At 57.4% G+C, this 18160-nt stretch carries 19 protein-coding genes and 3 pseudogenes; 13 read left to right on the forward strand and 9 right to left on the reverse strand.

Features of this window, described 5'->3' with window-relative positions; all coding sequences use genetic code 11:
• Nucleotides 1-213: 213 nt before the first annotated feature.
• Nucleotides 214-492, reverse strand: coding sequence for a YncE family protein (locus XM53_RS23305; RefSeq protein ID WP_144435650.1), 279 nt, complete (start codon nt 490-492; stop codon nt 214-216).
• Nucleotides 493-507: 15 nt separating this feature from the next.
• Here XM53_RS23305 and XM53_RS21710 point away from each other — a divergent pair, with 15 nt between their 5' ends.
• Nucleotides 508-1113, forward strand: a complete 606-nt coding sequence (locus tag XM53_RS21710; RefSeq protein WP_152477315.1) for a hypothetical protein — start codon at nt 508-510, stop codon at nt 1111-1113.
• Between the two features lie 251 nt (nt 1114-1364).
• Here XM53_RS21710 and XM53_RS21715 read toward each other — a convergent pair whose 3' ends face one another.
• On the reverse strand, nt 1365-1643 hold the full coding sequence (locus tag XM53_RS21715; RefSeq protein WP_057796894.1) for a hypothetical protein: 279 nt from the start codon (nt 1641-1643) through the stop codon (nt 1365-1367).
• A 203-nt stretch (nt 1644-1846) separates the two neighbouring features.
• Between XM53_RS21715 and XM53_RS23840 the strand changes: the two genes are divergently transcribed.
• The 11 genes and pseudogenes from XM53_RS23840 to petA all read left to right on the forward strand — a co-directional run.
• Nucleotides 1847-2311: a DMT family transporter gene (locus tag XM53_RS23840; RefSeq protein WP_236544606.1), complete on the forward strand. Its 465-nt coding sequence runs from the start codon at nt 1847-1849 to the stop codon at nt 2309-2311.
• 3 nt (nt 2312-2314) lie between these two features.
• A complete protein-coding gene (locus XM53_RS23845) occupies nt 2315-2644 on the forward strand; it encodes an EamA family transporter (RefSeq protein WP_268873936.1) in 330 nt (109 codons plus the stop codon).
• A gap of 222 nt (nt 2645-2866) precedes the next feature.
• Complete coding sequence (locus XM53_RS21725) at nt 2867-3499, forward strand: RNA polymerase sigma factor (protein ID WP_057796895.1); 633 nt, start codon at nt 2867-2869, stop codon at nt 3497-3499.
• Between the two features lie 576 nt (nt 3500-4075).
• Nucleotides 4076-4141 (forward strand): annotated as a pseudogene (locus XM53_RS24105) (ubiquinol-cytochrome c reductase iron-sulfur subunit N-terminal domain-containing protein); the annotation flags it as partial.
• 1048 nt (nt 4142-5189) lie between these two features.
• Nucleotides 5190-5402: a DUF5676 family membrane protein gene (locus XM53_RS21730; protein WP_057796896.1), complete on the forward strand. Its 213-nt coding sequence runs from the start codon at nt 5190-5192 to the stop codon at nt 5400-5402.
• 231 nt (nt 5403-5633) lie between these two features.
• Complete coding sequence (locus tag XM53_RS21735; protein ID WP_268873937.1) at nt 5634-7979, forward strand: copper-transporting P-type ATPase; 2346 nt, start codon at nt 5634-5636, stop codon at nt 7977-7979.
• A gap of 51 nt (nt 7980-8030) precedes the next feature.
• Complete coding sequence (locus tag XM53_RS22855) at nt 8031-8264, forward strand: DUF2933 domain-containing protein (RefSeq protein ID WP_082631175.1); 234 nt, start codon at nt 8031-8033, stop codon at nt 8262-8264.
• Entirely contained in the window at nt 8261-8911 is a 651-nt protein-coding gene (locus XM53_RS21745; RefSeq protein ID WP_201455466.1) for a methyltransferase family protein, read from the forward strand. Before XM53_RS22855 ends, XM53_RS21745 begins: the two co-directional genes overlap by 4 nt.
• A 68-nt stretch (nt 8912-8979) precedes the next feature.
• Nucleotides 8980-9447 carry a hypothetical protein gene (locus XM53_RS23980; protein ID WP_082631176.1) on the forward strand — a complete coding sequence of 156 codons (468 nt, stop codon included), beginning with the start codon at nt 8980-8982 and terminating at the stop codon, nt 9445-9447.
• Nucleotides 9419-9739: pseudogene (locus tag XM53_RS23985) on the forward strand (YfcC family protein); the annotation flags it as partial. The gene XM53_RS23980 and the pseudogene XM53_RS23985, both read left to right, overlap by 29 nt.
• 51 nt (nt 9740-9790) lie before the next feature.
• Nucleotides 9791-10231, forward strand: a pseudogene (gene petA / locus XM53_RS23640) (ubiquinol-cytochrome c reductase iron-sulfur subunit); the annotation flags it as partial.
• A gap of 44 nt (nt 10232-10275) precedes the next feature.
• Here petA and lgt read toward each other — a convergent pair.
• From lgt to XM53_RS21785, 7 genes are all read right to left on the reverse strand, one after another.
• Nucleotides 10276-11199 carry a prolipoprotein diacylglyceryl transferase gene (gene lgt / locus XM53_RS21755; protein ID WP_057796898.1) on the reverse strand — a complete coding sequence of 308 codons (924 nt, stop codon included), beginning with the start codon at nt 11197-11199 and terminating at the stop codon, nt 10276-10278.
• Nucleotides 11200-11210: 11 nt separating this feature from the next.
• Entirely contained in the window at nt 11211-12533 is a 1323-nt protein-coding gene (locus XM53_RS21760; RefSeq protein WP_057796899.1) for an APC family permease, read from the reverse strand.
• The gene (locus tag XM53_RS21765) at nt 12534-13274 is read right to left on the reverse strand and encodes a hypothetical protein (RefSeq protein ID WP_057796900.1); all 741 of its coding nucleotides are present in this window, start codon (nt 13272-13274) and stop codon (nt 12534-12536) included. It abuts the gene before it with no gap.
• A complete protein-coding gene (locus tag XM53_RS21770) occupies nt 13271-13954 on the reverse strand; it encodes a TVP38/TMEM64 family protein (protein ID WP_350484433.1) in 684 nt (227 codons plus the stop codon). The genes XM53_RS21765 and XM53_RS21770 overlap by 4 nt, the downstream gene beginning before the upstream one ends.
• Before the next feature lie 10 nt (nt 13955-13964).
• Nucleotides 13965-14393, reverse strand: a complete 429-nt coding sequence (locus tag XM53_RS21775) for a DUF6010 family protein (protein WP_057796901.1) — start codon at nt 14391-14393, stop codon at nt 13965-13967.
• A 323-nt stretch (nt 14394-14716) separates the two neighbouring features.
• Nucleotides 14717-15418: a copper resistance protein B gene (locus XM53_RS21780; protein ID WP_057796902.1), complete on the reverse strand. Its 702-nt coding sequence runs from the start codon at nt 15416-15418 to the stop codon at nt 14717-14719.
• Between the two features lie 26 nt (nt 15419-15444).
• Entirely contained in the window at nt 15445-17217 is a 1773-nt protein-coding gene (locus tag XM53_RS21785; protein WP_082631177.1) for a copper resistance system multicopper oxidase, read from the reverse strand.
• A 574-nt stretch (nt 17218-17791) separates the two neighbouring features.
• On the opposite strand from XM53_RS21785, the gene XM53_RS23855 reads away from it, so the two are divergent.
• The coding region (locus XM53_RS23855) for a hypothetical protein (protein ID WP_236544608.1) at nt 17792-18160 on the forward strand (369 nt) is incomplete at its 3' end.

Here is an 18160-nt window from a genome sequence, read left to right on the forward strand (position 1 = left end):
GAAGCTATCTCAAGCAGCTGAGCCGCTACAAGTTTTTCAGAGTTGACTAAATTGGCCACGTCGTGACGGCCCTTATTTCCGGAGCGGCGTGGTGATTTGCTTCAGCCTAGACTGCCAGCAGGGCCGTTGTACATACCGCAGCGTTGCTTATGCTGATTTGGCACTAACTAATCAGCTCAACTGCTTTGTCAGTAATCTTGCATAGCGGTGGACCTAAAACTGCAGTGTCCGATTGGGCTGAAATCGCCAGAACCTATGGTATTTGAACGAATTGATTCCCACGCGCCCACCTGTTGCGCGGTCAATGCGTACCACAAGGTTACGCTCGCGTGCACTCGACCAGATTGCATCTTTATCCGCTGCAACGCCGTGCAGGTTTCCTCCAAGTTCAAACGAATCAAGAGTTTCACCACTGTCGGCATTTTCAATTGAAACCTTGCCGACGTCAGACTCGCTGATAATCAATTGACGGGCCTCGGCATCCAGCATCATGTGCTTGGGTGGACCTTGCAGTTTGAAGTTGCGCGTAACTATCCCGTCTTCAGGATCGAGTTCGCTGATCGCGTCATTCCCGGCGTTGGAAACGAAGAAATAGCCCTTCTTTGGCTAGGCGATTACATATTCCGGGATCGGACCCGTGGCGACGATCGCAGTAACCTCACCGTGTTCCAGGTCGATCAGCGAAACAGCATCGAGTCCAGGATGCGTCACCGCGGCGAAGCGTTCATCCGACGAAACCCCGACATGGTGTATTATGCCGGGAACTTCGACGCGACGCAGGATTTCATGACTGTCCGCGTCGACCAAGGTGATCAGGCTCGAAGTGGTCGGGCCGGCATCTTCTCTGCCTCCATGGTGAGCTACGTGATCCTCCTCAGAAACTTCGGAAGGCTTGGGCACCATGCCGACTTCGGTTTCCGTAAGACTACCGGCAACCAGGATGCCGCGGTTTGTTGCGCCTGCCAGTTCGTGAACGTTGTCGAGACCCTCGATGCGGCCAACAGCCTCAAAGGCTTCATTCAGATGAAGTACTGTTCCGAGTTCTCCTTCCGGAATTTACACATCGGCTATTGCAGCGCTGCTAGTGAGTACTGTTGCACCGATTGCCAGTAACGGCATTCTCATAGGGTCGCTCCTTGTTTGCGCATAGCTTTCCGTGTTGATTTCCGAAGCTACCCGAAACGGGAATCGATGAACTGCGTCGACTGTGCGTTCTCTACCGCGAGGCGAAGCACGGATGAAAGGAAAGCCATAGCCGTTGACGAAACTTAAGCTGACTGCGGCGCATATTGAGCGCCACAGTCGTGATCAAGCTACAGAGAATTTGACTTTCCTTTGTCAGCAACAGCGCCTGCTGTATAGCCTCATTGGCCTCGCTGCGGATTGTCAAAGCGCTCTTCGAACATGCTCTTGAATTCTGATGCAGCCTGCATATGGGCCTCCATCTCCGCGCGCGTGACCTTGCCGTCCTTGTTTTGATCGGCGTGATCGAAATGGCCGCGCATCGTATCGTTCATGTGGATATTGTTATCGCGGTCGGGCAGATCATGATGCCCGGTTATATATCCCGTGTCCGCGAGCGCTGCGCCGCCGAGAGCCGTAGCAAATGCGGTTGCGAGAATGAGCGTGGTGTTACGTTTCATTGAAAGCCTCCATTTTGGCGTGTTGCAGGACCAAAGTGGCAAATGCGACGTGTCTTGCAACAGGCTCCGGGCGCTGTCGTGTAACGGTCTGTCGCAAAAGCCGACCTGGTTACATTTGGTGACAGATTCCCTCGGTATCTGACGCTTGATCCTGTCGATCCTAGACAGGATGAACGTGAGCCGGTTCGATGAAAGGACTGCCTATGACACCAGTAGCGGCCCTGAAGGTTGTGCTTGCGATGGTGCTCTGGGTCTTGTGCTTTCCGGTCATCGTGGTCGGGCTCAAATACTCGCCTCATCTCACTTTTGCCGCCATGAGGGCGCTCCTCGCAGGCGGCGTGCTTACAGTTTTGGCGCTGATGTTAGGGCGACCATTTCCGCGAGGGCACCGGGTTTGGTTGACGCTAGCGGGAGCTGGCTTCGGTGCGACGAGTCTTGGCTTTCTTGGGATGTTTCATGCGGCAGAGTTTGCCTCACCGGGCTTTGCGACAGTAATAGCGAATACGCAACCTCTTCTGGCCGCTGTCCTCGCGGCGTTCTGGCTCGGGGAAAAGCTGTCCTTGATTGGTAGCATAGGCTTGTTTGCCGGATTTGCAGGGATCGTGCTAATTGCTCTGCCCGATTTTCTGGCTGATGGAAACGAGAGTTATGTTATAGGCGTTCTGTAAATCATTCTTGCAGCCGCTGGCGTTATGCTTAGCAACGTCCTGATAAAATCCATTGCAGGAAAGGTGGACACCCTTTCGGCAATGGGCGTGCAGATGCTGTTAGGTAGCGTACCACTCGTCATTGCGGCGATATCCATGGAGGAGCCAACTACAATTAACTGGGCGCCCGCATTCATCGCGTCGCTTCTCGTCCTGGCGATGGCAGGATCGGCACTTGTCTATTGGCTGTGGTTCTCAGCGCTTGAAACAGTTCCATTGAATCGGGCCATTGCCTTCAGTTTTCTCATTCCGGTTTTTGGACTGACCTTGGGTATCGTTGTCTATGGCGAGTGACTCTCTGTCTTACAAATTGTAGGCATCGTTATGATATTTTTGGGAATAGGGATGGTTCAGCGCGGAAAGGAAAGGACACTCAATGAGGTTTGAATACGCATTCTTCCGAAACAACCGAGAACCGGTCGTTCATCCGTCACCTTCGATGAACGAACTTGAGTGCCACGTTATGTTGAACTTAATGCAATTTGCTCGCATCTAAATGAAATGGAGGGATGAGATATGACGGAGCCAGACACAAAAACACGGGAACCTGCCCACGACCGCGACCCGGCCGAGATCGCGCTTGCAGAGGGTCGGCAAGCCTTTCTGGGATTTCTGGTGCGCCGTTTGGGCAACAAGGCGGATGCGGACGATGTTTTGCAGGAATTCTGCGTTCGGGTGCTGACGCGCAAAGACCAGCTGCGAGACGTGGAGCGAATGGATTCCTGGCTCTATGCCATCTTGCGATCGACGATGAACGATCATTTCCGTAAGTTGGCTCGCCGGGGGCGCCTCGCCGAAGCGTATGGCAGCGAACCCGAGGCATTGGCTGATGATGCCCCCGCACAGATGGCGCAATTTTGCCGTTGCCTGGATGGTCTGGTTCCGGCGCAGCGGGCAGCAGATGCAGAATTGATTCGTCGGGTCGACTTCGGAGAGGAGGACCGTGCCGCGGTCGCCTTCGACATGGGCCTGACCCGCAACGCGCTTGGCGTGCGTCTGCATCGTGCCCGCGCGGCCTTGCGCGATGCGCTGACGGGTCAATGTGGCAAGTGCTGCAAGACAGGTTGGGATGACTGCTACTGCACTCCGATCGGCTGCGAAAACCCCGAAGATGAGACCCACTGTGCTCCCAAGGACGCATCGAACTGATGCTAGGTGAATAGGCCCAGCTTGTAATGGATTCCGCCAGGAAGCGTCGACTTACGGGAAAGCCCAGGTCCGGGCGTCATGGCAGGGACACCAAAATGATCAGCGGAAAAAAATATATCGGATCAGGCAATCCATGAGCGCCTCGCCTCCTCAACGGAGTTGTTTAGTCTCGTTCACCGGATAGGCTGCGCTTGCGCGTCGCATTCGCACCATGCCGATGCTCCGGTTTCCCAAGAACTCTTTCGGAGGATCGAAAGTGACGGCCAGAGTCTGGTTGAAGCGGCCAGAATTTTGGGTCTCGGACCCAAGGACTGCGCCTACCTCCTTGCCGGATTACGTCGCGATATGGCGACCGAACTCGTGGTTCTGCTGCTAGATACCGAAAGACCGTCTCCTGTTGTCTCAAATGAGACCAACAATTCAAAGCTACGGAAGTAGCGGCCTGATAGCAGCAAAAACCAAACGAACAGTGCTGCGGCTAATGGCCGTCGTGAACTCGACCAACAGCAAGCGACGGGGAGCAAGATGTCCGATTTAAAAACAGGCAATTGATGTCCCAGACGCAAACGCTCGCGAGACTTTCTCTACTGTGCCACTGGCGCCACCGGAGTAGTGGCAACGGGCCCCGCCGTCTGGCATTGATCAATTCCGTGAATTCTTCGGCCGATATCATCAGCCAATCGACTAGTGTCGTCGATTTAACGGACGCTACTACAAGACCCGGGAGCGCGTTTGACTGGGCGGGAGATCCTGTCTTTATATAGCGGCGTTAGCCCGCGATGATCGCTAAGGCGCGAGCGGCAGTTTTGGATCAGCTCGTTGACCCGATTGACGACGTGAAGGACCCCCCACCGTCGACTAGGAGTTGACAGCGATTGATCAGAACAGATCGGCTCTGGAGGGCGGTCAAGGGTTAATCGTGGTTCGAACGTGCACCACCTATTTGGGGGTCTGCCGGTGGGTCAGCGTTGGAGAGTTCGGCGAGTGGTTTTGCGCGTGCCACTGATAGCAGTGCGATCAGTCGGGCTGAATTGGAAAAGGTCCCGTACCCCGAAATCTCGGCATTACGCCCTATAGCCTCGAGTCCGATTTGTTGCTGTTGATCGGAGCGACGTGACTGGCGGATGGGTCGCGGAATTCACCGAATTTCCTGTAATGGAATGTAGTAGTGGGCGTCTCCAATATGAAACCATGATTGAAGGAGACCAAGATGGCTCAGAAATCCATCCAAAACGATGAATCTCAAACCAAAACCGCAAAGTCCGGTGGGTGCTGTGGCGGCAGTTCCGTCAACACAGCTACCGAAGTCCAACCCAAGGCCAGATCGTCTGCTGCACCGTTGGGGAAATGCTGCTGCAGCAAAAATTGAGATCAGTTGCGACACGGCCTCGCTTAGCGAGAAGGACAGATCAGTAGCTGTTCAACATACGTCAAGAGAAAGGTTTCATAGCCATGATTATAATAAGCGTTTTTGCGGGTTCCTGTGCCCTGCTTTTCGTCCATTCGTACTACTCATGGCGAAATCGCGCGGTAGCTATCCCGGTTGTCCTCGAACGAGATCACACATCGGACGCCATTTTTGGGCGCACATTGTGACAAAACGATACAGGAAGCTTCGTGACAGCCCTTCGGCTGTGGGTGCAGTCATCGCCACAACGAGGCAGCTCTGAAAGGTTTGGAAGGAGAAATCATGTCAGATTTTAAATCGGTTCGTATCTATCCCCTAGGGATGGCCCTTGGGACTCTGCTGGCGATCAGCTTCGTGCTGTGCGTTATCTCCGGCCTGACATTCCCGACCGCCACCATGTATCAGGCCTGGCTACCACTTCTGCCCGGCGTGACTTGGATCAGCTGGCCAAGCGTCTTTCTGGGGCTGATCGAGAGCTTCGCCTATGGCTGGTAAATTGCCGTGATTTTCGTACCGGCGTTCAACTTCTTTTCGCGCAAGGCGAAGGCATGACAAACCAACAAGAGTACCCCCAAAAACCACCTTGTGGCCATCGTCCCTGCGCGTTGGGGGCGTCGGTTACATCGATCCAATAGTGACGAGCCAATTGCGAACAGGAAAGGAAGCAGGATGAACGTGACGAAATGCCGGGGCGGCAGGCAAAGAGAGGGTGACGAGAGCTATGACATGGTACCAGACGGCTATACCGGCACGGTCTATACCTGCTCGATGCACCCCGAAGTGCGTAGCGCCGAGGAAGGGAAATGTCCCAAATGCGGCATGTTCCTAGTGCCCGAAGGTGACGTTGGGCAGCAATGGCATCATGACCATTCTGGGCACGCCCATGCGCATGGCGCTGCAACTGTCGGGGTGAAGAACGGCGACTATGACACCGTGCCGGAGGGCTTCAACGGCACTGTCTATACGTGCCCGATGCATGCGCAGGTACGCCATCCTGGCCCCGGATCCTGTCCGATCTGCGGCATGGGGTTGGAGCCTGAAACAGTCAGCCTTGAGGATGATGGTCCGAATCCCGAGCTGGTCGACTTTACCCGTCGATTCTGGGCTGGTGTCGTGCTGACAATGCCCGTTCTCGTTTTAGCGATGGGTCCTTTCGTAGGTTTCACATATTTCATGGAGCAACTGGGCGAACGCCCTTCGCTCTGGCTGGAGTTGGCGCTCTCGACGCCCGTGATCCTTTGGTCGGGTTGGCCATTCTTTGTGCGCGGCTATCAGTCGTTCCGGACGATGAATCTCAACATGTTCAGCCTGATTTCGATGGGTGTAGGTGCGGCGTATATCTTCAGTATCGTTGCGGTCATCGCGCCGCAGATTTTCCCGACCGGGTTCCGCGATGAGAACGGCAATGTCGGCGTCTATTTCGAGGCCGCCGCCGTGATCGTAACGCTGGTTCTGCTGGGCCAGGTGATGGAATTGCGCGCCCGCGAAGGCACCGGCAAGGCGATCCGGGCCTTGCTGGACATGGCAGCCAAGACAGCGCTCGTGATCCGCCCTGACGGCACCGAAGAGGAAATCGAGCTGGACCAGGTGCAGCTGGGCGATCACATTCGCGTGCGCCCCGGCGACAAGGTTCCGGTCGATGGTGTGGTGGTCGAAGGCCGCTCCTCGGTGGACGAGTCGATGATTTCCGGAGAACCCGTCCCCGTCGAGAAGGTCGCGGGCGAACCCGTTACCGGGGCCACGATCAACGGCACCGGCAGCCTGGTCATCGAGGCCACGCGCATCGGGGCGGATACAATGCTTTCCCAGATCGTGCAGATGGTTGCCAACGCACAGCGCAGCCGTGCGCCGATCCAGAAATACGCCGATCAGGTCGCGGGGATGTTCGTGCCAGCGGTGATCGCCGTCGCAATCGTGTCATTCATCGTCTGGTCGATCTGGGGGCCTGATCCCGCAATGGCCTATGGCCTCGTCTCGGCTGTGGCGGTGCTGATCATCGCCTGTCCCTGTGCGCTTGGTCTTGCCACGCCGATGTCGATCATGACCGCCACGGGCACAGGTGCGCAGATGGGCGTACTGATCAAGAACGCCGAAGCGCTGGAGCGGTTTGAAAAGATCGACACGCTGATAGTGGACAAGACTGGTACGCTGACCGAAGGGAAGCCCAAACTGGTCGCGGTGCTGACCGAGGAAGGACATGACGAGGCCGAAGTCTTGCGCTTGGCCGCATCGCTGGAGCGCGGCTCAGAACACCCGTTGGCCGAGGCCATCGTGCGCGGGGCAGAGGAGCGCGGTGTCGATTTCACCAAGACCGAGGACTTCGAGGCGGTGACCGGCAAGGGCGTCAAAGGCCGCGTCGACGGCAAGTCGGTTGCGCTTGGCAATGCAGCACTGATCCACGACATGGGACTGGACAGCGGCGCGCTGGTCGACACCGCCAACGCGCGGCGCGACGAAGGCGAGACCGTAATGTTCATCGTACTGGATGGCACGATTGCCGGATTGGTCAGCGTCGCTGACCCGGTCAAGGAAACTACTCCCGCGGCCCTCAAGGCGCTACATGAACAAGGATTTCGGATCATCATGGCGACCGGCGACAACGAGCGCACCGCGCAGGCCGTCGCTAGCCGCCTCGGCATTGATGAGATTCGCGCTGATGTACTGCCCGAGGACAAAGCGCATATTATCCGCGAGCTGCAAAAACAGAGCCGAAAGGTCGCCATGGCCGGCGATGGGGTCAATGACGCCCCCGCACTTGCCCAGGCAGATGTCGGCATCGCGATGGGCACGGGAGCGGATGTGGCCATCGAAAGCGCGGGGTTCACATTGGTTAAGGGCAATCTCGACGGCATCGTGCGAGCCCGCAAACTGAGCCACGCCACGATGCGCAATATCCGCCAGAACCTGTTCTTCGCGCTGATCTACAACGCGTCGGGTGTGCCTATAGCAGCCGGTATCCTCTATCCGTTCTTTGGTATCCTGATCGGCCCAATTTTTGCCGCCTTCGCCATGAGCGCATCTTCGCTGTCGGTGGTGTTGAATGCTCTTCGGCTGCGGCGACTGAAGTTCTGAACCAATAATGGCAGACGATTTCTCCATTCAACAGTAACAGGATCAAAGCAGATGACTGAGCATGATGATAATCACGACAATCACGAAAACGGCTTTTGGAAATCTCGCACAGGCGTCTTTCTTCTGATTGCTCTCGGGATTGGTGCGTTCCTCCTCGCATTCGAACATCGCGTCCACATTTTTGGCGGTAATGGGTTTCTCGCGCTGCTTCTTCTCGGATGCGTCGTGATGCATCTCTTCATGCATGCTGGGCACGGGGGTCATGGCGGAGGCGATAAGTCATGATGCACGATCCCGGTTATGGGCTGTGGTTCTTTACCCTGCTGAATGCCGCCATTTTCATCATGTTTGCATTCAGCTTCTTCAAGCCGCAAACGGCGCGAGACTGGCGTAGTTTCGGAGCCTTCAGCGCATTTTTAGTGGCCCTGTTCACCGAAATGTATGGCTTTCCTCTCACGATTTATCTGCTGTCCGGTTGGTTGCAGAGCACTTACCCAGGGATTGACTGGTTTTCGCACGATGCCGGCCACCTTCCGGAAATGCTCTTCGGCTGGCAAGCCAACCCGCATTTCGGCCCTTTCCACATCCTAAGCTTCGTTCTGATCGGACTTGGGTTCTGGATGATCTCGGCCGCATGGCGAGTGCTTTACCAAGCCCAACGGAACGGCACGCTGGCTACCAGTGGTCCCTATGCGCGTGTCCGACATCCGCAATACGTGGGTTTCATCCTCGTTTTGACCGGCTTTCTGGTCCAGTGGCCAACATTGCTGACACTGGCGATGTATCCGGCGTTGTTCTGGATGTACGTGCGGCTTGCTCGCGCAGAGGAGCGGGAAACCCGGGCCGCGTTCGGAGACAGGTTCGACGCGTATGCCGCGCGAGTTCCCGCCTTCTTGCCAAACTTCACGCAGGCACATGACGCAACTCAATGACAAGACGGTAGTGGATCCCTGAACGACAATCCAACCGATAGGGAAGCACACAGTAATGGCGTGTCGTCATGGTTTCCAACCGCGTACACGATCCTTTTTCCTTAATCATCATTGTCGCAGGCCTGACCTGGATCATCCCCGCAGGACAATATGATCGTGCGATGAACGAAGAGGTCGGGCGTGAAGTTGCCGTGCCGGGAACCTACCAGACCGTCGATCCCAATCCGCAGGGCTTTGTCGAAGTCATGCTAGCTCCCGTGGCAGGATTCTATGACCCGGACAGTTATGCGGCGAACGCAATTGATGTAGCGCTGTTTGTGCTCCTGCTGGATGGGTTTCTTGGCGTAGTCAACGCCACCAAAGCCATCGATACTGGCATCCAGACGGGCGATGGGCTGCATGAAAGGGCGCGAGATCTGGATGATACCGATCCTGATGTCGCTGTTCGCCTTGGGCGGCACGACCTACGGCATGGCATAGGAAAAACCGGCCTTTTATGCACTGCTGATCCCGGTTGTTGTCGCCGCGGGGTTTGATGCGGTCACCGGCGTCGCCATCATCCTGATCGGAGCTGGCATCGGCACCCTCGGCTCCACGATCACCCCTTTTACAACCGTCATCGCATCAAACGCGGCGGGGATACCCCTTACCCAGGGTATGGCATTGCGGCTAGTCATCCTGACCGGCAGACTCTTGACATGCATCGCCTACGTGATGCGCTACGCCGCTAAAGTAAAGGCCGATCCATCCCACTCGGTGGTCGCCAAGCAGCGCGATGCACATCGCCGGATATTCTTAAGCGCTGACGATGGCGAATTCACCGAACCGGAGCTGACCGGAACCCAGAAGCTGGTGCTGGTCCTGTTCTTCGCCACCTTCGCGGTGGTCAGGGCTTTGCTCAGGATCCGCGTGGATATTTCCGAGCTGACACCTGGCACGCAACTCACTGTCAAGTAGCGGGGAAAACCGGTGTTCATCCGCTATCGAACTGAAGAGGAAATTTCTGCGGCACGTTCCGAAAGTGTCGCCGACCTACCTGATGCGATCGCAAGAAACCCCAACTTCGACGGGGACGTGCCTGCGACCGATGAGCACCGGGCAGTTCCCGGCCGCGAAGAGTATTTGATCATGATTGGCGTTTGCACTCACTTGGGATGCGTTCCGCTTGGAAAAGGCTCCGGCGATTTTGGAGGTTGGTTTTGCCCTTGCCACGGCTCGCATTATGACCCCGCCGGGCGCATCAGAAAGGGACTCGCACCAGAGAACCTTCACATTCCGGACCTTTCGCTGTCGGATGACTTGATTCTCGTTTTGGGATAAACGGCGCGCAGCGTTTCATTGCATAGGTTCGAGCGGATCGAAACTTACACAGTCTCGGTTGTCTTCTGGTCGCGATCTCGCTGTTGCATGCGAAAAGCCCAACAGATCAATGCCAGTCCGGCAAAGATCATTGGAAGCGACAACGCCTGCCCCATCGTTAGTCCCCAGGTTCCGAAATGCAGGGCGTGTCCGATTGGGTTATCCTCACTCACGAATTGCAAATCCGGCTGCCTGAAGAACTCGACTAAGGCCCTGGACATGCCATAGCCCGCAAGAAACACTCCTGTCAGGGCACCGGGCCTTTTCAGCCATCCCTTTCGCCATGCCAGAACCAGCATAAGGATGCCCAGCACCACTCCTTCAAGCAACGCTTCGTAAAGCTGCGACGGGTGCCGCGCACATAGCCCCACCACGCCTGGGCAGGCTTGCGCGGCCTCTCCGGGGAAGATCACCGCCCATGGAACATCAGTCGGCCGTCCCCAGAGCTCGTTATTGGTGAAATTGGCGAGACGTCCGAGTAACAACCCGGGTGGCGTGGCCAGAGCCAAGATGTCCGCAGTTCCAAGAAACGACGCGCGCTGGCGGATACAGAAGACAAGCCCAGCGACCGTCACCCCGAGAAACCCACCATGGAAGGACATGCCGCCCTGCCAGACCATCAGGATTTCCAAAGGGTTTTTCAGGTAGTATTGCGGCTCGTAGAACAGGACAAAACCAAGACGCCCACCGATGATGACGCCGAGAATAATCCACGTGAGCAGTTCATCCAACTGCGCGGGTTTCATAGGTGGCCCAGCATCCGACCAGAGCGCAGGACGCCCGAAGGTCCGAACGCAAATTCGCCAACCTGTTACGATGCCGACGATGTACGCGAGCGCGTACCATCGGAGCGCGAGGTGAAAACCCCAAATATCAATCGAAAAGACTTCGTGGCCGATGTCTGGAAACGGAAGGGCGGCAGTTAGCATTGTCTATCGTCCTACATATGCGAGTGAGGCTCGGATTTATCCTCTTGTGGTGGACGATGGCGCAAGAATAGACCCACGAAGGCAAAGACAGCGACCATCATCCCGATCGAGACCAGCACGATCAACGGATCGCTCTGCCATTTCAGCGCGGTGAACGCCGCCAGCACGATGATGTCGAGCGCGATCGCGCCGAGCAGAATAGCCCCCACGGCACCAATCTCCTGTCGCAGGTGCCGAAACACGCCCCAGTGGATGATGATGTCCATCACCAGATAGAAGAACGCACCGAGCGAGGCGATCCGGCTGAGATCGAAGAACACCGCTAGGAAACTGGCGATTACCACGGTGTAGACCAAAGTATGGTCTCGGATCGCACCCGGCATGCCGAAGTGGCTGTGGGGGATCAGTTTCATGTCGGTCAGCATGGCAAGCATTCTAGAGACCGCGAAAATGCTCGCGATCAGTCCTGATGACGTGGCGACGATGGCCAATAGGACAGTCAGGTAGAAGCCCGTGCGGCCCAAGGTCGGCCCCGCGGCTTCAGCAAGGGCATAGTCTTTTGCAGCGATGATCTCTTCAAGGTTAAGACTGGAACCGACGGCGAAGGCGACGAGAAGATAAACGATAACGCAGATGCCGATGGACGCAACGATGGCCCGACCGATATTACGGTTCGGATTGTTCACTTCGGCACCGCTATTGGTGATCGTGGTGAACCCTTTGAAAGCCAGGATCGTAAGCGCAACGGAGGCCACGAAGCCGGTGATTTGCGTCGATTGCCCGTCCGTCGCCGCCTCGAACGAGATACCGCCTGCCCAGAGCGCCGCCGCCCCGAAAAGCGCGATACCTCCCACCTTTAGGATAGCCATGACGATCGAGAACAAGCCAACCGACCGGTTGCCGGCAGCGTTGATGAGATAGGCAAACACAATCAGACCCACACCGAGGGTAGAAACCAACCAGTTGGTCCGCTCGACGCCTAATCCCTCCAAAGAATATGTGGCGAAAGTCCGCGCAACGAGGCTTTCGTTGATGACCATCGATAGGGCCATGAGCAGCGCGGCCCCCGCGGCGACGGTCGTCGGGCCATAGGCCTTTTGCAGGATCACCGCGATGCCTCCCGCAGACGGGTAGGCGTTGGACATCTTGACGTAGGTATAGGCGCTGAACGCGGTGACGAGCGCGCCGGCGATGAAGGACAACGGGAAGAGTGGTCCGGCAAGCTGCGCGATCTGCCCGGTCAGTGCGAAGATACCGGCGCCGATCATCACGCCTGTCCCCATCGCAATCGCACCGGCGAGGCTGATGCTGTTCGCCTTGTATTCCGATTTCATCTAGACATTTTCCTTTCCGAATGCGCGTGCCTTCCCGGCAGAGAGCGTCTGCGGTCTGCGGTAATGGCCCCGCTTGCCATCCCCGGCGATGAGATTGGCGCCGGGCCAGTCGTAGAGGCACCAACTTTGGCGAAAGGCTTCCAGCAGTTCGGGCTCTGCGCGATGCCTCGCGACCGCCCGGGCGAATGTTTGCGGCGGACGATGTGTGAAATGCGTTTGCGGGTCGTCACCATCGCGAAAGACGCGCGCGGCATAGCCCGGGGCGCCGACCGGGTAGAAGAGAAACACTAGCAGTGCCCGGATCGTCCAGCGCAGCCTGCGCCCGGGATAGCGGCTGATGAGCCGCGCGGACGGCGACGACAGGCGCAGCATCCGGCGGTAGAGGTCCCAACCGACATCGGTGACGACCGCGTGCGCGCACCCCGTCTCGACCCCTGGGCGCCGCAGAGCGGTATCGGCGGCGACGGTGTAGATGTCAAGCTCCACCATCAGCCGGCTGCCGCCATCGGGCAGGGTCTGCAAACCGACAATCTCCCGCGTTTCTTCCGCTGCACGATCGAGCGTGACGAGAAAACGCTCGATGTCTTCAGGCGGCCAGCGCACCTCTTCGCCATCCGCAAGGTGCAATGCCCGATTGCCCAGTTGCCGGCGGCAAGTCCGCAACATCTCGCGGCGGATCAGCGCGCGAACGGCTCTCCAGTCCGGGGACGGGCGCGCGTCGGGCCTGGGGGTCGCGGTCATGAGCGTGCCTTCCTCCCGCGCTGCTCGCGGATCGCCACGGCGATAATGGGGGCCAGCGTCAGTGCCCCCAGCCCGACAGCGGCCCAGGCGGCTCGCCCGGGCTCCCCGCTCATCGCCTCGTTACCGAAATGCGCGAGAACGAAACTGGCGGGGATGATGCCGGCAAGCGTCGCTACAGCGAAACGCCAGAAATGCAGGCAGCTGAGACCGGCAGCGTAGCTGACGATGTCGAACGAGATAAACGGCATCAGCCGGCTGGCGAACACGGTCAGGGTCAGCGCGTTTTGCGATCCGAGCCAGCCCTTGTCCACCGTCTCGCCGAACCATCTGGTCAGCACATCGCGCCCTAGGAACCGTGCCAGAGCGAAGGCCGCCAGGGCGCCGAATTCGGCGCCGATGACGATGTAAATGGTGCCGATCGTATGTCCGTATGCGGCACCTGCCGCCAAGGCGATAGGTGCGCTTGGGATCGGCGTGGCGACGATGGCGATCGTCATGAGGGCGATGATGACGATCGGCCCCCATGCGCCGGCAGCGCTCACCCAGGCCGATATCCGCTCGCCGCTGAGGTCTTCCACGAAGCCTGACAAGGGCCCAAGGAACAGCGCCGCCGCAGCGGCCACGAGCGCGACCGCGAGGACGATTTTTGCGCCTGTTCCAACCGTGATGCCCTGTGCCACCTGACCGCCCTCACGGTAGATAAAGGATGAGGAGAAAACCGGCGGTCAGCAGATCGAAGACCACGCAGTAGGGAATGTACCATTTCGGCACCGGTGCACCGAAGGCGCCAATACGGTGCAGCAGGTCCCAGGCCGCATGCGCCGCCAGTCCCAGCGGCAACGCGAGCGGCGACCAGAGCAGACCAACAAGCGCCACAAACGCGTAGAAGGCAGCGGCCCCGAATTCCAACCAGAACAGCCGGGCCAAGCCAGAGGAGGCGCCGAAACCGATATAGGCGCCCCCTATCACGGCCAGTGTCAGGGCCGCGATTGCGACCGAGACCTGTTCGGGCACCCAAAGGTGAACGGGCGCAAATACGAGGAACAGCCCCGAACCGATGGCACTTGGACCCAGCGTATCTGTAGTGATCCAGCCGACTTGGCTTCTATCGTTCGACATCGAGCGGTGCGTCCTCGTATTTGGCGGGGTTGCGTCCGGGTCGCTACGACCCTAGGGCTTCCAGCTAATGGAAGCTCAAGACGTAATCGTAGAATCTCCATTTCACGCGGCGTCGACGGCCTGGCCCATCATCTCGCGCACTTCGACAGCGATCTCGTTAAGCTGACATTGCCATGCTGCGTCCGCTCTACCGCATGTGACCCGCGTGTCCCCGTCCACTCATCACGGTTTCGTTTCAAGTTTGGCTGTTAATCTCTCACGCTCCCTTTGGGAATTGCATAGTTTGAAGGTCGCCCGGGCTTGCAGCCGGGGCGACAAAATTTTCAGAACATTAGGCTCGTACCGAAGACGATCGAAAATGCATCAGTATCTTCACCATTTGCTTTGACGATGTCCTTCGTGTCGCCATAAGAGGCCTCGTAGTTAACGCCGACATAAGGAGAAAAAGCGCGGTCGATGACGTCATAGCTAAGCCGCGCTCCGATCTCCACTATAGCACCGCCAGCGCCGCGTTCGCGCGCCAGATCATCCTTCAGGGGCATATCAACTTCGATGCTCGGCGTGAAAATCAGGCGGTTGGTCAACAGTGCCTCATACTCTGCCTCGAAACGGAAGAATGGGTGATCAGACACGAAAAGATCGGCATCGATCTCGAACCACTGCGGCGCGAGGCCTTTGAGGCCGACCACACCAGCGTAGCGGTCAGGTGCCCCACCCGGCGTATCCGCATAAGCCCCCACTACGGCATCAAAGAAAGGCGAAACTGGAAACTGAAGTCGCGCCTGGTTTTCCAATTTTTCGAAATCATCCGATGTGAGGCCAAGCTCGGCTTCGCTTCTCCAGACGAATTTCAACTCATCCGATCCCGCGAGAGCATCAAAATCCCATACGAAGGCATCCTCACCATCCATCGCGCGATATTCGAACTGCTCCGCTTGGAAACCCCAGATAAGCGGCTCGGCGTATGTGACCTGAGCCCAGGGCAGAAAGAGGCCGGCAAGTCCGGCCAGTTTGAAACGTTTCATCTTGATTTTCCTTTTTTCTGACTGGTTCAGGCTGGGCGCCCTCTGACTACGACTTTGCGGAACATGCCACCGTCAGCGTGGTAAGAGAGGTGACAATGGAAAGCCCACTGTCCAGGGGCATCGACCTCGACCTCTATGTCGGTTGTCGTGCCGGGTTGGACGCTCACCGTGTGCTTGATGGGGTTACGCGCGCCCTGACCGGTATCGATGATCGACCACATCCCGTGCAGGTGCATTGGATGCGCCATCATTGTCTCATTGATGAAGCGGATGCGCACCCGTTCGCCATAATTCAGCACGATTGGGTCGGCATCCTCGTATTTTACTCCGTTGATCGACCAGATGTAACGCTCCATGTTGCCCGTCAGACGCAGTTCAATGGTGCGCGAGGCAGCGCGGTTCCGGTAAAGCGGCCGCGCAGCGCGCAGATCCGTGTAGGACAGGAACTTGCCGCCGTTATAGGCCTTGGGTGTCAGCCCGCTGCCTGGCGCATAGAATGGGTCGCCATTGCCTGACATATTCATGCCAGAGTGCTCCATGCCGTTCATGCCGGGCTTATTCATACCCTGCATTTTTGAGTGCTCCATTCCACTCATGGTCTGCATGCCACTTGCGTTCTGCATGACGTGGTCACCCATATCCATCCCCATCATGCCGCTCATGTCGGCCATTGTGAGCAATGGCTTGGACCTGAGCCGCGGCACGGCCCCGGCATAACCTTCTTTTGGCGATAGAGTCCCACGAACGAGCGCAGTGCGACCCATTGATTCGGCAATGATGCTATAAACTTTGTTTTCCCGCGGCTGGACGATGACGTCAAAAGTCTCCGCCACGGCAACACGCAGTTCATCCACCGTGACCGGCTTGACGTCGTTGCCGTCAGCCTGGACCACGCTCATCTTCAGGCCCGGGATACGCATGTCGAAATAGGTCATGGCCGAAGAATTGACTATTCGCAGGCGGACCTTCTCACCGGGCCGGAACAGCCCTGTCCAGTTTTGCGATGTGCTCCGCCCATTGATCAGAGCGGTAAATCCCTGCACATCCTCAATGTCCGTTGGCATCATCCGCATCCGCCCCCACATCCCGCGATCCTTTAGGGCTGCTTTCAGACTATCCTGGCGCGCGTCCTCGATCAGGGTTTGCAAGGTGCGTTGCGAGCGATTGTAGTAATCCGGCATCCTCTTGAGATTCCGCATAATCCGGCTGCCCGGATGCGGGTGCTTGTCGGCCAGTTGCACGACATAATCACGATCCGCCCGAATCCGTTCACCGTCGCGCGGCTCGATTATGATGGCCCCGTAGGCACCATCGGGTTCCTGAAAGCCCGAGTGGCTGTGGAACCAGTAAGTTCCCGCTTGCTGGATCGGAAACCGGTAGGTGAAGGTTTCACCCGGAGCGATACCGTTGAAGCTGATACCGGGGACGCCGTCCTGCTGGAAGGGCAGGATCAGCCCATGCCAATGAATTGAGGTGCTCTCGCGGAGGTTGTTGGTCACGTTTATGGTGACTTCCTCGCCTTCCTTGAACCGCAGGATCGTTGGAATCTGGCTCTTGTTGTAACCGACCCCCATTTTCCGAAAGTTCCCAGTGTCGATCCGAACCCGGTCGACAGTGATATCATAGGTCCCTTTCGATGTGATCTTTGGCGATCCGTGCGCGCGCAATGCCGTCGGCATGGCAAGCGCGGCAGCCGCAGTCAAACCGAACTGACGCCGGGACAGACCTTTTGCCAGATGTTCCGACGAACTGAGCGCTGTATCGGAAAGCGCGCACTGTTTTGCTTTGAAGAGTCGCATACTCTTCTCCTTTGCGATGATTGAGTCGAAGGTTCGCCCGATCACGGCAGACCTCGAGTAGCTTCTGAGAAGTGATCCCGCGAGTACCCGAGGTGTTTCAGGACCACCCGAACAGGGGAGCCCTTCACACGTTCACGCCGTTTCTTATTTGGACGAGACCGGAAACCTGAGCCGTAAGATGCAGGGATGAGAATCGAAGCGCGTTCAGACTCGCGGAGGGGGCGAAGACGCTTCCGGCTTCAAGCCTTCTGCGTCGACCGCGCGAGACCCATGATAAACGTGCACGACAAAGAGCTTCGGTTCGGGTAGTGCATGATCGGCGTTAGAAAAAGTGACGCAATGCACCATCATACCAGGGCAACCGGGGATAGTATCGTCCGACACAAGATGTGCGTCACAATCACGAACGTCCATCGCGGCAACGTGGCTCCAATCTTCTTGCGGCGAGCCAGCTTCAGGTCCGACAAACGGCATGGCCGCTACCATCAAGACGATGAGCGACAGAATATGAGCCATTCGTGTCAATCTGAAAAAACGCATACATCCCGAACCTTTCACAATTAAAAAAGCGCGATTGCCAACAAAGATCAAGGATACATTTCGTTACAAAAATTATGCTTCTAAAGCATTGGTTTTTCTTGACCTTCCAGCGCCGGAGCATAGCCTGCTCGATCAGGACCCACGCTTCAAAAGGCTGAATATGCTACTTTCACCAATGCTATTCTTTGAAAGGCACAGGTTTCATTCGGCCGCTAAGGCAGTCGCGGCGAGCCGCAAGTTTTTGCAAGCGCAGCCGGTGGAGAACATGCGGCAGGCGAAACCAGTCCGTCGCATAGATTTATCGTTCATACTGATCGACCGGGCTGCACAGGCGGTGGCTGGGTTCCACCTGAAGCCCAATGGCCGGAGGTCAGCATCGACATCCCCGTGGGCGCGATGCGCG

This window comes from Roseovarius atlanticus, assembly GCF_001441615.1.
GTDB classification, from domain to species: domain Bacteria; phylum Pseudomonadota; class Alphaproteobacteria; order Rhodobacterales; family Rhodobacteraceae; genus Roseovarius; species Roseovarius atlanticus.